Origin of the sequence: Citrobacter sp. C6_1 (genome assembly GCF_014596835.2) — a bacterium.
In the GTDB taxonomy this organism is placed as follows: Bacteria; Pseudomonadota; Gammaproteobacteria; order Enterobacterales; family Enterobacteriaceae; genus Citrobacter; species Citrobacter pasteurii.
This window is the reverse complement of the sequence record NZ_CP115031.1, coordinates 3,618,120-3,634,123: the sequence shown is the minus strand read 5'-3', so window position 1 is coordinate 3,634,123 and position 16,004 is coordinate 3,618,120. Positions and strand designations below refer to the sequence as shown.

13 protein-coding genes are annotated in these 16,004 nt (G+C 56.3%); 6 read left to right on the top strand and 7 right to left on the bottom strand.

Annotation, left to right across the window (positions count from 1 at the left end):
- Positions 1 to 257 precede the first annotated feature (257 nt).
- Together mmuP and mmuM are read left to right on the top strand one after the other, a co-directional pair.
- A complete protein-coding gene (gene mmuP, locus IB196_RS17540; protein ID WP_005125026.1) occupies positions 258 to 1,661 on the top strand; it encodes an S-methylmethionine permease in 1,404 nt (467 codons plus the stop codon).
- Complete coding sequence (gene mmuM, locus IB196_RS17535) at positions 1,648 to 2,580, top strand: homocysteine S-methyltransferase (RefSeq protein ID WP_188232294.1); 933 nt, start codon at positions 1,648 to 1,650, stop codon at positions 2,578 to 2,580. The genes mmuP and mmuM overlap by 14 nt, the downstream gene beginning before the upstream one ends.
- 88 nt (positions 2,581 to 2,668) lie before the next feature.
- Here mmuM and fbpC read toward each other — a convergent pair whose 3' ends face one another.
- The 6 genes from fbpC to IB196_RS17505 form a co-directional block, all read right to left on the bottom strand.
- Positions 2,669 to 3,715, bottom strand: coding sequence for a ferric ABC transporter ATP-binding protein (gene fbpC, locus IB196_RS17530; RefSeq protein ID WP_005125024.1), 1,047 nt, complete (start codon positions 3,713 to 3,715; stop codon positions 2,669 to 2,671).
- A gap of 11 nt (positions 3,716 to 3,726) precedes the next feature.
- On the bottom strand, positions 3,727 to 5,805 hold the full coding sequence (locus IB196_RS17525; RefSeq protein WP_040232787.1) for an iron ABC transporter permease: 2,079 nt from the start codon (positions 5,803 to 5,805) through the stop codon (positions 3,727 to 3,729).
- A 70-nt stretch (positions 5,806 to 5,875) separates the two neighbouring features.
- The gene (locus IB196_RS17520; RefSeq protein ID WP_005125022.1) at positions 5,876 to 6,907 is read right to left on the bottom strand and encodes an ABC transporter substrate-binding protein; all 1,032 of its coding nucleotides are present in this window, start codon (positions 6,905 to 6,907) and stop codon (positions 5,876 to 5,878) included.
- Positions 6,904 to 8,196 carry an MFS transporter family glucose-6-phosphate receptor UhpC gene (gene uhpC, locus IB196_RS17515; RefSeq protein ID WP_040232785.1) on the bottom strand — a complete coding sequence of 431 codons (1,293 nt, stop codon included), beginning with the start codon at positions 8,194 to 8,196 and terminating at the stop codon, positions 6,904 to 6,906. Before uhpC ends, IB196_RS17520 begins: the two co-directional genes overlap by 4 nt.
- A gap of 85 nt (positions 8,197 to 8,281) precedes the next feature.
- A complete protein-coding gene (locus tag IB196_RS17510) occupies positions 8,282 to 9,823 on the bottom strand; it encodes an MASE1 domain-containing protein (RefSeq protein WP_188232295.1) in 1,542 nt (513 codons plus the stop codon).
- Positions 9,823 to 10,452: a response regulator transcription factor gene (locus tag IB196_RS17505; protein WP_005125019.1), complete on the bottom strand. Its 630-nt coding sequence runs from the start codon at positions 10,450 to 10,452 to the stop codon at positions 9,823 to 9,825. Before IB196_RS17505 ends, IB196_RS17510 begins: the two co-directional genes overlap by 1 nt.
- A 335-nt stretch (positions 10,453 to 10,787) precedes the next feature.
- Between IB196_RS17505 and tauA the strand changes: the two genes are divergently transcribed.
- The 4 genes from tauA to tauD are packed head-to-tail and all read left to right on the top strand — an operon-like array spanning position 10,788 to position 14,202.
- Positions 10,788 to 11,750 carry a taurine ABC transporter substrate-binding protein gene (gene tauA / locus IB196_RS17500; RefSeq protein ID WP_188232296.1) on the top strand — a complete coding sequence of 321 codons (963 nt, stop codon included), beginning with the start codon at positions 10,788 to 10,790 and terminating at the stop codon, positions 11,748 to 11,750.
- A gap of 12 nt (positions 11,751 to 11,762) precedes the next feature.
- Complete coding sequence (tauB, locus tag IB196_RS17495; RefSeq protein ID WP_188232297.1) at positions 11,763 to 12,530, top strand: taurine ABC transporter ATP-binding subunit; 768 nt, start codon at positions 11,763 to 11,765, stop codon at positions 12,528 to 12,530.
- On the top strand, positions 12,527 to 13,354 hold the full coding sequence (tauC, locus tag IB196_RS17490) for a taurine ABC transporter permease TauC (protein WP_005125015.1): 828 nt from the start codon (positions 12,527 to 12,529) through the stop codon (positions 13,352 to 13,354). The genes tauB and tauC overlap by 4 nt, the downstream gene beginning before the upstream one ends.
- Complete coding sequence (gene tauD, locus IB196_RS17485; protein WP_149691330.1) at positions 13,351 to 14,202, top strand: taurine dioxygenase; 852 nt, start codon at positions 13,351 to 13,353, stop codon at positions 14,200 to 14,202. The genes tauC and tauD overlap by 4 nt, the downstream gene beginning before the upstream one ends.
- 86 nt (positions 14,203 to 14,288) lie before the next feature.
- Here the strand turns inward: tauD and IB196_RS17480 are convergent, their stop codons facing one another.
- Complete coding sequence (locus IB196_RS17480; RefSeq protein WP_149691331.1) at positions 14,289 to 15,995, bottom strand: GNAT family N-acyltransferase; 1,707 nt, start codon at positions 15,993 to 15,995, stop codon at positions 14,289 to 14,291.
- Positions 15,996 to 16,004: the final 9 nt, after the last annotated feature.

Sequence of the window (16,004 nt, the reverse complement as noted above, 5' to 3'; positions counted from 1 at the left end):
GAGTGGGGAAGATACGGTTCCCACTTCCGGGTGAACGCCAGTCGGTGAGGACGTTGCCAGAGTTTAGATAAAGCCTGGCAACGGAGGCGTTATGAGCTGGCGGCCCTTTTTGTATTTGATTATTAATCCCCACCCGGTATTAAGTGCCCGGCGCGGACATCTGCGCCTGGTGCAGGGTTGACTTTGCATTCTGTTAACAAACGCGGTATAACAAACCTTCTTTGGATGTTTAGATGTCCATACGTTCAGAAGGTTATATGCAAACAACACAACAAAATGCGCCACTGAAGCGCACAATGAAAACACGTCATCTGATTATGCTCTCCTTGGGCGGCGTGATTGGCACAGGGTTATTCTTCAATACCGGGTACATCATCTCCACCACCGGGGCGGCGGGAACGCTGCTGGCCTATCTGATTGGCGCGCTGGTAGTCTGGCTGGTCATGCAGTGTCTGGGCGAGCTTTCGGTAGCGATGCCGGAGACCGGGGCGTTTCACGTCTATGCTGCGCGTTATCTCGGCCCCGCAACGGGATATACCGTGGCCTGGCTCTACTGGCTGACCTGGACTGTGGCGCTGGGGTCGAGTTTTACCGCCGCCGGATTCTGTATGCAGTACTGGTTTCCCCAGGTGCCGGTATGGGTCTGGTGCGTGGTGTTCTGCGCGATTATTTTTGGCCTGAATGTTATCTCCACACGCTTTTTTGCCGAAGGGGAGTTCTGGTTCTCGCTGGTAAAAGTGGTCACTATCATCGCTTTTATTATCCTCGGCGGAGCGGCTATTTTTGGTTTCATCCCGATGCAGGATGGTTCGCCCGCGCCGGGGCTGAGTAATATCACGGCGGAAGGCTGGTTCCCACACGGTGGTTTACCGATCCTGATGACGATGGTGGCGGTGAATTTTGCTTTTTCGGGAACCGAGCTTATCGGTATTGCCGCCGGAGAAACAGAAAACCCGCGCAAGGTCATTCCGGTAGCGATTCGTACCACCATCGCGCGACTGATTATTTTCTTTATCGGCACAGTGTTTGTGCTGGCGGCGCTGATCCCGATGCAGCAGGCGGGCGTGGAGAAAAGCCCGTTTGTGCTGGTGTTTGAGAAGGTGGGGATTCCGTATGCCGCCGATATTTTTAACTTCGTGATCCTGACGGCTATTCTTTCCGCGGCGAACTCCGGGCTGTATGCCTCCGGGCGCATGCTGTGGTCGCTGTCGAATGAACGCACGCTGCCAGCCTGTTTTTCCCGAGTGACGAAAAACGGCGTGCCGCTGACGGCGCTGTCGGTCAGTATGCTCGGCGGTGTGCTGGCACTGTTTTCCAGCGTGGTGGCCCCGGACACGGTATTTGTCGCGCTGTCGGCAATCTCCGGGTTCGCGGTGGTGGCGGTGTGGCTGAGCATTTGCGCTTCGCACTTCGTCTTTCGCCGCCGTCATCTGCAGCAGGGTAAGGCATTGAGTGAATTGCATTATCGCGCGCCGTGGTATCCGTTGGTGCCGGTACTGGGATTTGTGCTGTGCCTGGTGGCTTGCGTCGGGCTGGCATTCGATCCAGCGCAGAGAATTGCGCTGTGGTGCGGGGTACCGTTTGTGGCAGTGTGTTATGGTGCTTATTTCCTTACTCAATCGCGTAAAGCCAAACAGGAGCCCGAACATGTCGCAGAATAATCCGTTAAGCGCCATCCTCGAAAAACAGGATTTCCTGCTGCTCGATGGTGCGATGGCGACGGAGCTGGAAGCGCGTGGCTGTAACTTAGCCGATAGCCTGTGGTCAGCCAAAGTGCTGGTCGAAAATCCGGAGCTCATCCGCGAAGTCCATCTCGATTACTACCGGGCGGGGGCGCAGTGTGCGATCACCGCCAGCTATCAGGCGACACCGGCGGGGTTTGCCGCCCGTGGCCTGGATGAAGCGCAGTCGAAAGCGCTGATTGGTAAAAGCGTGGAGCTGGCGCGTAAAGCCCGTGAAGCGTATCTGGCAGAGAACCCCCAGGCGGGCACGCTGCTGGTAGCAGGATCGGTCGGGCCTTACGGCGCGTATCTGGCGGATGGTTCTGAATACCGTGGTGATTACCAACGTAGCGCTGAAGAGTTTCAGGCGTTTCACCGCCCGCGCGTGGAAGCCTTGCTGGATGCCGGGGCCGATCTTCTGGCCTGTGAAACCCTGCCAAATTTTGCCGAAATTAGCGCGCTGGCTGAGTTATTGACCGCATATCCGCGTGCGCGGGCGTGGTTCTCATTTACTCTGCGCGACAGCGAGCACCTGAGCGACGGTACGCCGCTGCGTGACGTGGTTGCGTTGCTGGCGGATTATCCGCAGGTGGTGGCGTTAGGCATTAACTGCATTGCGCTGGAAAACACCACCGCCGCGTTGCAGCATTTACACAGCTTAACGGCGCTGCCGCTGGTGGTGTATCCGAACTCGGGTGAGCACTATGACTCAGTGACCAAGACCTGGCACCATCACGGCAAAGCATGCGCCACGCTGGCGGGATATTTACCCCAGTGGCTGGCGGCGGGCGCGAAGCTGATTGGCGGCTGCTGTCGGACGACGCCGCAGGATATTGCCGAACTGAACGCGCAGCGCTGAGAATCATGCCGGGTGGCGGCTCCGCCTTACCCGGCCTACAAATTGCACAAACAGTAGGCCGGGTAAGCGCAGCGCCACCCGGCACAACTTATGCAACATCCGCCAGCACAAACATCCCGTACGGGTGGATTTCGAGGTAATACTGCTCGCCGACGTCCGGCTGTAAACGCGTAGCGTTGACCTGCAATAAGATCTCCTGCCCGTGCCATTCCACCGTGACTTCATACTGGGGGCCCATATAGGCCACGTGGCGGATCACGCAGCGCTGACTCTCTTCGCCGCGATCGCTGAGCGTGATCGCTTCCGGGCGCACGCCGACCATGCCTTCGCCTTGCGTATCAAAGTGCAGCGGGCGCGGCAGGTGGTAGCCGTAGATATCAACGTATTGGTCACTGAAGGTGGCCGGGAACAGGTTGGCGTCACCCATAAAACTTGCCATAAAGCGCGAGGCGGGCTGGCGGTAAAGATCCTGCGGTGAACCGATCTGCATGATGTGTCCCTTGTTCATCACCAGCACGGTATCGGAAACCGCAAAGGCTTCGCTCTGATCGTGGGTGACGTACAGCGAGGTGATATCAAACTGCTTTTGCAGTTCGCGGATCTTGTCGCGCATGCTGCGACGCAGGTTGGCGTCGAGGTTACTCAACGGCTCATCAAACAGCAGCACTTTCGGCTTGAGGATCAACGCGCGGGCCAGAGCTACGCGCTGCTGCTGACCGCCGGAGATCTGATCAACATAGCGCTCTTCGAATCCTTCCAGATCGACCATCGCCAGTGCCTCTTTGACACGGGCTTTCACCTCAGCGCGGGACACGCCGAGCATCTTCAGGCCATAACCAACGTTCTCTCCCAGCGACATATGCGGGAACAGGGCATAGGACTGAAACACCATACAGATATCACGCTGCTGAATTGAGCGATGGGTGACGTCTTCGCCATCAATGAAAATCTGCCCTTCGCTCGGTTTTTCCAGCCCGGCGACCAGGCGCAAAATGGTGGTTTTACCACAACCGGACGGGCCGAGCAGCGTGACCATTTGTCCCTGTGGAATGGTGAGATTGATATTGTCGATTACCGTATTGCTGCCGAATCGTTTGGTGACGTTGCGCAGTTCAACGAAATTTTTCTGAGTCATAGTGCGCTCCATTACGCCTGGTTTTTGGCTTTTGAACGGGAGGTTCGTGATTCACCGATCAGCCAGTCAAAGATGAAAATAATCGCCAGCATCACCACGATCAGAATAGAACCGTAGGCAATCGCCACGCCATATTCGCCGTCTTCCACGCGGTTAAGGATGTAGGCCGTGGCTACGCGGGTATCCGGCGTGACGAGGAACACAATGGCGCTGACGGTGGTAATGGCACGGACAAAGCTGTAGATCAGCGCTGAGAGGATTGCCGGGCGCAGCAGCGGTAGCAGGATGTGCGTAATGGTGCGCAGCGAACCGGCGCGCAGGCTGAGTGAGGCTTCATCCAGTGATTTATCGATCTGGCCGAGTCCCGCAATACCCGCGCGAATGCCGACCGGGACGTTACGCATTACCATCGAGATAATGACAATCGCCGCCGTGCCAGTGAGGTACACCGGGGCGCTGTTAAAGGCCAGAATATATGACACACCCGCGACGGTGCCCGGAACGGCAAAGCACAGCATAGTGGTGAACTCGATGGTCTTCTTACCTTTGAACTGCTGACGCACCACAATCCAGGCGATCAGCAGGCCGAAGATGGCGGTGATCGGCGCGGCAATCCCGGCGTAGAGCAGGGTGTCGAGCAGTGAAGGCCACGCGCCGTCGCTCATCCCCTGGCCGAACAGTTTGGTAAAGTTCGCCAGCGTCAGGGTGTAGTCCACGCCCCAGTTAACGGTGAAACTGCCGTAGAAAATGCTGCCGTACAACAGGGCGTTAAAGGCAATCCACACCGCCAGCAGCGCGACCACGCTCCATACCAGCGTCACAGGTAACGGCTGCACGTCGCCCCGGTAGGATTTACCGGAAACGGTGACGTATGAGCGTTTACCAATCCACATATATTGCACGCAGAACACCAGCAGCGAGAACAGCAGCAGGAAGGCACCCAGCGTACTGGCGGCCTGGTAGTCGAGCTGCGAACCGGTGATGTAGAAGTAGATTTGCGTTGCCAGCACGTCGAAGTTACCGCCGAGCACCAGCGGGTTACTGAAGTCGGCCAGCGATTGCACCACCACAATCAAAAAGGCGTTCGCCAGCGCGGGTTTCAGCAGCGGGACAAACACGCCGTTAAAGGTCTGCCAGCGGCTGGCACGCAGGGTGTACGACGCTTCTTCCAGCGACGGATGAATGGTTTTGATTGCTCCGTCGAGGATCATAAACGCCATCGGAGTGAAGGCCAGCACCTGTGCCAGCCAGATGCCGGTAAAACCGTACAGCCAGTTGGTGTTGGTTAAGCCAAACCATTCGACCATAAATTCGGTGATGTAGCCGGAGCGTCCCATCATCAGCGTGACGCCTAAACCCACGACAAACGGCGGGGTGACGATCGGCAGAATCGAGAAAATTCGTCCAATAATAGCGCTGCGTCTGGCGATACGGGTGGTATAGATAGCCAGTACCAGACCAAAGAAGGTACAGCCGACGCCGACGGCAATCGACAGCATAATCGAGTTGAGGATCACCTGAATGATATGTGCCTGCGACAGCACATTCATAAACGCCAGCGGGGCAAATTCCCCGGCGTCGTTGGTGAACATCGGAATAAAAATAGCGATACTCGGCCAGACGATAAAAATACCGATCAAGGCGACAATCGCGGTGAGCGAGCCGATGACGAAACGGTCGCCGCCCAGCCATTCCAGACGGGTGAGCGCCAGGGTCATGATCGCGCCAAGTGCCACAAACAACACTATGGTGGCATAGCCTAAGCCGCGCCCCTCAAGAGTCGCGCTGGCGACGATAAACGCCATACAGAAAAAAGCCCAGCCCGCATCAAGATAATGGCGGCCGCGCTGTTCGCGCCTGGCCTCATGGAACGGACGCACCAGCAGCAGGCTCGGCAGCAGATACCATAACCAACTGATATTGAACTGTGACCAGCCGTAGGCGGCGAGTATTTCCTCGCCAGTCGACTCCAGCAGACCGTAGTCCAGGCTCCAGCTTGGCAACAGGGCAAACGCCAGCCAGCCAAGCAAAACCCAAAGGAATATCGCATCCCGTTTTTTCACAGGATGGAGTGCAAGTGTGTGTGACATTAGTTTTCCGGTGTTGTGTGTAGGCCCGGTAAGCGTGAGCGCCACCGGGCATTAACCGCAAAATGTGGGCTTATTTACCCATCTTCACTTCGCTAACCCACTTATTGATAAGCTGCTTACGGACTTCGGTCGAACCGTATTTATCCATGTCGTAGTTGATAAGCTTCAGGTCGTCGAGCTTCAGCGAGTTTGGTGAGGTTTCGGCGGTGGTGTTGGTCAGGATCTGATAAGACTTGCCTTTTTTCCACGCCAGCTCCTGAGCATCTTTTGACAGCACCCAGTCAACGAACAGTTTGGCGTTATCGAGGTTGCGCGCGCCTTTCAGAATGCTAACGCCGCCGATCTCATAGCCAGTACCTTCGCACGGTGAAATTAGCTCCAGCGGGGCGCCCTGTTCTTTTTCCAGCGAGTAGTCGTGCAGGAAGCCAATGCCAATCGCCGTTTCGCCACGGGCGGCGTTACGCGCTGGGGCAATGCCTGATTTAGTGTATTGAGAGACGTTGGCATTGAGCTGTTTCAGGTAATCAAAGGCCTGATCTTCACCCCACAGTTGAGCAAAAGTCGCCAGCGCGGTATAGGCGGTACCGGAGCTTTGCGGGTCAGCAATCTGGATTTCACCTTTGTATTCCGGTTTGGTCAGATCCTTCCAGCATTTTGGCACCGACAGGTTTTTCTCTTTCAGACGCTGAGTATTGACGCCAAAGCCCAGGATACCGACATAAACCGCGGAGGATAGGTTGCCTTTTACTTTTGCCGGATCGCGGAATTTCTCCATGATCTGCTCGAGATTCGGTGATTTATACGGTTGCAGCAGACCCATTTCGCCCGCCTGAGATTGCGGGTCCAGCGTACCGCCGTACCACACATCCGCCTGTGGGTTTTTCTTCTCGGCATCTACTTTCGCCAGCGTACTGCCCGAGCCGTTGCGAATGAATGAGGTTTTCACATCATATTTGTCGCCGAAGGCTTTGGTTTCGGTTTCACACATCTCGTTCGTGGCGCTGCAATAGACCACCAGACGACCTTGTGCTTGTGCCGTACTGCTGAAGGCCGCCAGCGCCAGAGTAGAGGCAATCAGGGTAGAGGTAAGCGTCAGTTTCATTGTTTTATCCTTTGACTGAGAGAAGGGGTAATGCCCGCAATGAGCAACGGCATCAGCAATAAACCCATAAAGACAGCGGCAACCGAGAGCAAACTGAACATTCCCGACCAGCCGTAATGTTCTATGACCAGCGACAGCGGCCAACCCGCCAGCGCGGCCCCCAGATAGGCGAACAGCCCGAGAAAACCGGTAATTGAACCTGCTGCCGCTTTGTGTCCGCACTCCACTGCCGCGAGGCCAATCAGCATCTGTGGGCCAAACACAAAAAAGCCCACCGTAAAGAAACAGACAGCCAGTAGCGCGTAGTGGTGCACCGGCGCCAGCCACAGCGCGGCGACGGAGACCATCAACCCCAGCGTGAACAGCAAAATCATCGGCGCACGCTGACCGCTGAACAGCAGATCCGATCCCCAGCCGGCAAACAGCGCCCCCAGCAAACCGCCAACTTCAAACAGCATCACCGTGGCATTGGCGCTGAGCAGATTCACGCCGTGGCTTTCCGTCAGCCAGATGTTGCCCCAGTCGTTGAGGGCGATGCGGATCAAATAGACCAATACATACGACACGCCGAGCAGCCAGATCATCGGGTTTTTCAGCATGGTGGTACGTAACATTTGCCACAGCCCCATCGGCGGGCTTTGCTGCTCCTGGCGCAGCTCCAGCGGGTCATGCCGCCATTCCCCGACCGTAGGTAATCCCTCTTCCCGGGGCGTGCCTTTCAGTTGCAGGGTGAGCCAGATACCTAACGCCATGCTGATAATCCCTGGTGCCAGCATCGCCGCCTGCCAGCCCCACCAGTGGGCGGCAAAGGCGCTAATCAGCGGGATAATTGCCCCACCGATGTTGATCGACATATTCCAGCAGCCCCACCAGAATCCGCGTTCGTTACGCGAATACCAGTGGGTCAGCAGGCGGGCGCAGGGCGGCCAGCCCCAGCCCTGAAAAAATCCGTTGAGCGTCCAGACCGCCAGCAGTAGCGTCAGCGATTCACCAAACGCGAACAGCACATTTAAAATGCCGGTGGCGAACAGGCCAATGCCCATAAACGCGCGCTGTCCGTGGCTGTCGTGCCATAGCCCGGCGGTGAATTTCGACAAACCATAGGTCAGGTAAAACAGCGATCCCAACAGACCTATATCACTTTTATCCAGTCCCAGATCCATTTGCAGTGCCGGGAGCACGTAGTTAACGCTTTTGCGCGTCAGGTAAAACGCCGCGTACCCGATGACCATGTACATCAGCAGCTGTGGACGCAGCGTCCGGTATTGTTGGTTGATGTCGGTACGCATAGCCGTCTCCGTTTGTGCTGACTATAGGAAAGTGAAATCGAAAGGGGATGAGAGAAAGTCCAGAGTGGCTAAGACTTTTTCCTGGTTAGCGGCTGATTTGTTGCAAATTTGTGGGCAGGTTAACAATTACCCGCGTGCCGCCGTTTGATTCGAGCGTCAGCTCGCCGCCGAGCGCGCTGACCCGCTCACGCATCCCCTGGATACCAAAACCGGGAATTTTTTCAGGAAGAATGCCGACACCGTTGTCCGTGACTTCCAGCAACAGGCAGTGATCCCGTTGGCGCAGCGCAATCGACACCTCGCTGGCATTGGCATGTTTACAGATGTTATTGAGCAATTCCTGCAACAGACGGTACAGCGTAAAGCGCACCGTTTCATTTTCTGGCGTATTTGCCAGTCGGTAATCAAACTGGCAGTGAATATCCCGTTCGGCAAAGGCAAATTCATTGACCAGATGGTGCAGCGCATCTTTAAAAGACAACTCGTCAAGCGCGGGCGGGCGTAGCTGGCGCAGTAACTGACGGGTCGAGTGGTGGATACGCCGGGCAAGATCGTTGATCTGGTTTGCCGCGTCGAGCGTTTGCTCAGAACCCTGCGAACGTTTAACCAGTTGAGACTGAATTTGAATGGCGGTAATGTTCTGGCCAATTTCATCATGCAGTTCCCGCGCCAGGCTTTTGCGCGTGTTTTCTTCCGTGCGGATCAACTGTTCGGTCAGCGCGCGTCGCGCCGCCAGTTCAGTTTCCAGACGCTGGCGATAATGATGCAGATTTTGCGCCAGATGCTGCTGGCGGCTGATGGCGATCCCCAGCCCGATGCCGAGCAGCGCCTGGGTGGCGAGGAAAATCTCCAGCTCCACTAAGTTGCTGAACCCGACGCCGATTTGCCGGGCGATGGTGATCATCATACTGCCGAGCAATCCGGACAACACGCCGCCCTGCCAGCCAAATTTCCACGCCATCACCACGTTCGGTAAGAACACGACAATCAGCAACAGGCGCTCAATCTCCGGCGACAGCACCATCTGGGTGCCGATGCCAATAATAAAAAACAGACTGCACCAGATGATAAGTGAAGTGCGCAGCGGGGGATTGGTGGTATCCAGCCCGAGCAGATGATAGCGGTGCTGCTGGCGCAAAAATTCATAGATCAGATAGACAAACGGCGTCAGCAGCACGCCGCCGGTAAACGATGCCAGCCCAATCAACATCGCCGGGCTTTGGATAAACGGTGAAAGCAGGGCGGTATTGAGCAATGAAGTGATCGTCACCGCGGCCAGCAGCAAGGTGAGCCGCTGCCAGTAGAGCGGGAAGCGATGCCAGTATGACTGACCGATACTGGCCGGTATCAGGCTTATCAGCGGTGCGGCCAGCAGAAGATAACCGTTGAGTAACTGTTCGTTGTGCAGCCAGAACAACATCAACACCGGCGGCAATACCAGCGCGGGCCAGTAGCGGCGAGACAGCAGGATCAATAGCGCGAGATACACGCCATGCGGCAGAAATAATGCCGCCTGCTGACCATTGTGGGTCAGGTAAAAACCTAACGTCCACAGCATTAGCCAGCCCGATCCCCAGGCCAGCAGAATAAACAGAGAAATAACCCAATGACGAAGGTTACGCGACATTAATGCCCCGTCAGCAACTGGTGGTCGAGGGCAAAATGCACCAGATCGATGGTGCTGTGGCATTGCAGTTTGCCCAATACGTTCGCGCGATGAACGTGCACCGTTTTATGACTGAGGTCGAGCTTGAAGGCGATCTCTTTCACGCTGTCGCCTTTGACCAACAGCTCAAACACTTCGCGCTCGCGTGGGGTCAGTACTTCCAGTACCTGCGCGGGCTGTTCGCCGCCGCGTAACGCCCGCAGCGCATCGGCACACAGGTAATGCCCGCCCATACCGACCGATCGTACTGCCTGCACCAACTCTTCCGGTCCACAGCGTTTGGTCAGGTAGCCACTGGCCCCGGCATCCAGCGCGCTTTGTACAAACGTCGGCGCGTCATAAATACTGAGAATAATGGCGCGAAAGCCGGGTTTTTGCGCCCGCAGCCGTTTTAGCAGACTCAGACCATTTTCATCCGGCATGGCGATATCCATGACGGCGACATTGACGTCCTCGCGCAGTAATGCCGGCCAGGCCTCTGCCGCACTGCTGTACTGGCCGATAACGGCGAGATCCTCTTCGAGACCGAGTAATTGCGCAAAACCGGAACGCACCACCACATGGTCGTCCACCAGCACAACATGAATCATGATATTGCTCTCTTGCCTGACAAGAATATCTATGATGCCTGCCAGCGCCACGCTGGCAATCATCCAGACGCAGTTATGTTACGGATGTAACAAAATTGTAATAATTTTCCGGGTGTGGTAGGCCGGATAAGGCGCTTGCGCCGCCATCCGGCAACAGTGCCTGATGGCGCTGCGCTTATCAGGCCTACGAATGTCATCTGTAATGAGCGAAATCGCTAACTATTGCCGCTTTTTTTCTAAAAACGCTTTGTTCTTAGCCAGAATTTTTAATTCCTTTATCAAATTGTGCCGCAACGAAATACTGCCTCCATAACAAGACAGGGGAGCAAACAATCATGGTTATTTCATCGCGTAACGCACTTCTCGGTGCACTGGCATTCATCGCATTTCAGGCGCAGGCGGTGAACGTCACCGTCGCTTATCAGACCTCCGCCGAACCCGCCAAAGTGGCGCAGGCGGATAACACTTTTGCAAAGGAGAGCGGTGCTAACGTTGACTGGCGCAAATTCGACAGCGGGGCGAGCATCGTGCGTGCGCTGGCTTCCGGCGACGTGCAGATTGGCAATCTCGGCTCCAGCCCGCTGGCGGTCGCTGCCAGTCAGCAGGTACCGATTGAGGTTTTCCTGCTGGCGTCAAAACTGGGTAGCTCTGAAGCGCTGGTCGTGAAGAAAAATATCAGTAAGCCGCAAGATTTAGTGGGTAAACGCATTGCGGTGCCGTTTATTTCCACCACCCATTACAGCCTGCTGGCGGCGTTAAAACACTGGGGGATTAAACCCGGTCAGGTGGAGATTGTGAACCTGCAACCGCCGGCGATCATTGCCGCATGGCAGCGCGGGGATATTGACGGCGCGTACGTCTGGGCTCCTGCGGTCAATGCACTGGAAAAAGACGGCAAGGTGTTAACCGACTCATCGCAGGTTGGCGAGTGGGGCGCACCGACGCTGGACGTGTGGGTGGTACGCAAAGATTTTGCCGAGAAGCATCCTGATGTGGTGAAAGCCTTTGCCAAAAGCGCTATCGATGCGCAGCAACCTTATATCGCTAATCCCGATGAGTGGCTGAAGCAGCCGGAGAATATCAGCAAATTGTCGCGTTTAAGCGGCGTGCCGGAAGCGGATGTGCCGGGACTGGTGAAAGGTAACACTTACCTGACGCCGCAACAGCAGACTGCCGAACTGACCGGATCGGTGAACAAAGCCATTATCGACACCGCGCAGTTCCTCAAAGAGCAGGGCAAAGTCCCCGCTGTCGCGACGGATTACAGCCAGTACGTTACCGATCGCTTCGTGCAATAAAAGGAGGCGCTGATGCTGCAAATCTCTCACCTCGCAGCCAGCTACGGTGGAAAACCGGTGCTGGATGATATCAACCTGACGCTCGATAGCGGTGAGCTGCTGGTGGTTCTCGGACCTTCCGGTTGCGGGAAAACCACATTGTTAAATCTGATTGCCGGATTTGTGCCGTATCAGCATGGCAGCATCACGCTGGCGGGTAAAAGGGTTGACGGTCCGGGGGCAGATCGCGGGGTCGTGTTCCAGAACGAAGGTCTGCTGCCCTGGCGTAACGTGCAGGATAATGTGGCCTTTGGTCTGCAACTGGCAGGGGTAGAGAAAGTGCAGCGTCAGCGTATCGCCCAGGAGATGTTGCAGAAAGTCGGGCTGGAGGACGCGGGCAAACGCTTTATCTGGCAGCTTTCCGGTGGACAGCGGCAGCGCGTCGGCATTGCGCGGGCGCTGGCGGCCAATCCACAGTTGTTGTTGTTGGATGAACCTTTTGGCGCGCTCGACGCCTTTACTCGTGAGCAGATGCAAACCCTGCTGCTGAAGCTGTGGCATGAGACCGGCAAACAGGTGCTGTTGATTACGCACGATATTGAAGAAGCGGTGTTTATGGCGACAGAGCTGGTATTGCTGTCGCCAGGCCCTGGTCGGGTGATGGAGCGTCTGCCGCTTAATTTTGCCCGGCGCTTTGTGGCCGGGGAAGCGAGCCGCAGCATTAAGTCCGATCCGCAGTTTATTGCCATGCGCGAATACGTGCTAAGTCGTGTCTTTGCGCAACGGGAGGCGTTTTCATGAGCGTAGTTATTAATGATAAACCGCGACAGCGCACGCTGAACTGGCGCTGGCCGTTTTCACGTCAGATAACGTTAAGCCTTGGTACGCTGGTCGTCATTCTGGCGGTGTGGTGGACGGTGGCAGCGCTGCAATTAATCAGCCCGCTGTTTTTGCCAGCGCCCGGTCAGGTACTGCAAAAGTTGATCACCATCGCTGGGCCACAAGGATTTATGGATGCCACGTTATGGCAGCATCTGGCAGCGAGCCTGGCGCGAATTGTCATCGCCCTGCTGGCGGCGGTGCTGCTGGGCGTTCCGGTTGGGATCGCGATGGGGCTGAGTCCGACGATGCGCGGCATTCTCGATCCGATCATTGAATTGTACCGTCCGGTTCCGCCGCTGGCCTATTTACCGCTGATGGTGATCTGGTTTGGTATTGGTGAAACCTCCAAGATCTTATTGATCTACCTGGCGATTTTCGCGCCTGTTGCGATGTCGGCGCTGGCCGGTGTCCGCAGTGCGCAGCAGGTGAGAGTACGCGCCGCACAATCACTCGGGGCCAGCCGTGCGCAGGTGTTGTGGTTTGTTATTTTACCCGGTGCATTGCCTGAAATTCTGACCGGGCTGCGCATCGGGCTGGGTGTCGGCTGGTCAACGCTGGTGGCCGCGGAGTTGATTGCCGCCACGCGAGGCTTAGGATTTATGGTCCAGTCCGCCGGTGAATTTCTGGCAACGGATGTGGTGCTGGCGGGGATCGCGGTGATTGCCGTTATCGCCTTTATTTTAGAACTGGGTCTGCGCGCGCTTCAGCGTCGTCTGACGCCCTGGCATGGAGAAGTACAATGAGTGAACGTCTGAGCATTACCCCGCTGGGGCCGTATATTGGCGCACAAATTTCCGGTGCGGACCTGACGCGTCCGCTAAGCGATAACCAGTTTGAGCAGCTTTATCATGCGGTGCTGCGCCATCAGGTGGTGTTCCTGCGTGAGCAGGTGATTACGCCGCAGCAGCAGAGAGCGCTGGCGCTACGTTTTGGCGATCTTCATATTCATCCGGTCTACCCGCACGCCGAGGACGTGGAGGAGATTATCGTGCTGGATACTCACAACGATAATCCGCCGGATAACGATAACTGGCACACCGATGTGACCTTTATCGACACGCCGCCAGCCGGGGCAATTCTGGCAGCAAAAACGCTGCCTTCGACCGGTGGCGATACGCTGTGGACCAGTGGAATTGCCGCTTATGAGGCGCTCTCTGAGCCGTTTCGTCAGTTGCTGAGCGGCCTGCGGGCAGAGCATGATTTCCGCAAATCGTTCCAGGAGTACAAATACCGTAAGACGGAAGAAGATCACCAACGCTGGCTGGACGCGGTGGCCAAACATCCCCCGTTACTGCATCCGGTGGTGCGCACGCATCCGGTAAGCGGTAAACAGGCGCTGTTTGTGAACGAGGGATTTACCACGCGGATTGTGGATGTCACGGAGAAAGAGAGCGAAGCGCTACTCGGGTTCCTGTTTGCGCATGTCACTAAACCAGAGTTTCAGGTGCGCTGGCGCTGGCAGCCTGACGATGTGGCGATTTGGGATAACCGCGTGACGCAGCATTACGCCAATGCGGATTATCTGCCGCAGCGGCGCATTATGCATCGGGCCACGATTTTAGGGGATAAGCCGTTCTATCGTGCGTCGTGAGTTCCTGACAGGTGCCGATTGTAGGCCGGATAAGCGTAGCGCCATCCGGCATCGTGCCGGATGGCAGCGTAAACGCCTTATCCGGCCTACAAACCTAAATGCGGTCCGATATACCGCTGGTAGCGATTTGCCTTCAGATACGTTAAATCTACCAGTACCAGGCCATCCACGCAGTTGTTAAAGTCCGGGTCGCTGCCAAAGTCGATAAACTGTACGCCACCTGGCTCACACACTTCGGAATATTGCTTGTAGAGTGGTGGAATCCCACAACCAAGGTTGCCGAGCAGCGACTTCAGCCGCGTCAGGTCTTCACTGTAATTTTCCCCGCCAAACTGCGCCAGTGCGTCGGGTAATGAGGCCGGGTACGGTCGGCGTGACTCCGCCAGCGGATGCGTTGCCGGAAACCACAGGCGATAAAAGGCAACCAGCAAATCGCGGGCCGAAGGCGGTAGCCCACCAGAAATAGAGACCGGGCCAAACAGGTAGCGATAGTGTGGATGGCGCGCCAGATACGCGCCGATACCGGACCACAGATAGTCCAGTCCGCGGCGTCCCCAGTAGCGTGGCTGAATAAAGCTGCGCCCCAACTCAATGCCGTGCTGGAGGATATCGTCCATCCGTTCGTCGTAATGAAACAGGCTATAGCTGTAAATGCCGTCCAGCCCGCGCTTTTCCATCTGTAGGGCGGTTGGCATAAAGCGGTAGGCACCGACGATCTCCAAATCGTCTTCATCCCACAGGATCAGATGCAGGTAGTCATCGTCGTAACTGTCGATGTCGCGGCGTTTGCCGCTACCTTCACCTACCGCGCGGAAGGCGATTTCCCGCAGGCGGCCCAGCTCACGTAGCAACGGAACCTCTTCCTGGCCATTACGCTGCCATAGATAGATAACCTTACCGTCTGCTGTACGCCCCAGGCACTCGGCCTGGTGTAGCTCGCGCTTGAGCAGGGCCCGGGGTTCCGGGCGAGCGATCGCGCTTTCGGTTTTAAAGACGCCCGGCCGTCCTTTTCCCAGTAGCTGAACGTGTCGGTAGCACTTGTCTGTCATTTCTCGCGGCGTAGTTTGTGGGTTACACCATGTCGTCCACGCAATTTGCTCGCCAATGGTCACCGGCAGGTTGCTGTTCCGGCGGCGAAACATTTGCTGCATTAACAACAGCATCGGCAGGTTTTGCGATACCAGTGCGCTGGCATAAAACAGCGTACTGTTGCGTGCCTCAATCCACGCAGGTAAGAGCGGTGCGCGGTATTTGGCGGCGAGCTTAATAAAGCCGGAGTGCCATTTTTTATCGTGAATGCCGCGCCGGGTTATGCGCGAAACTTCACCGGCCGGGAAGAAGATCAGCACACCGCCGTTTTGCAACTGTCGCTCCATCAGCTGTAGCGCTGCTTTAGCGGTGCGGCCATTGATATTATCCACCGGAATAAACAGCGAACTGAGCGGTTCGAGATGAGTGAGCATGCGGTTGGTGACGACTTTAACATCGCGGCGAACGCGAGAAACGGCGTACAGCAGGGCCAGGCCGTCGAGTGTGCCGGTAGGGTGGTTGGCGATGATAACCAGCGGCCCTTGTTCGGGAATTTGTTCCAGACTACGGACCGGAATTTGACAGTGAATGTTGAGATGCTCCAGCACCTGTTCAACGGTATCTAACCCTTTCAGATGGCGGTGACGAGCGGCAAACTGTTGGAATTCCTCTTCATGTAACAGTTTTCTCAGCACTTTTTTTTGCCACGGGGCGGGCCTCGCCTCTGGCCACAGGTCGTCGATGACATTGTCGAGACTAAACATAGCGGCTCC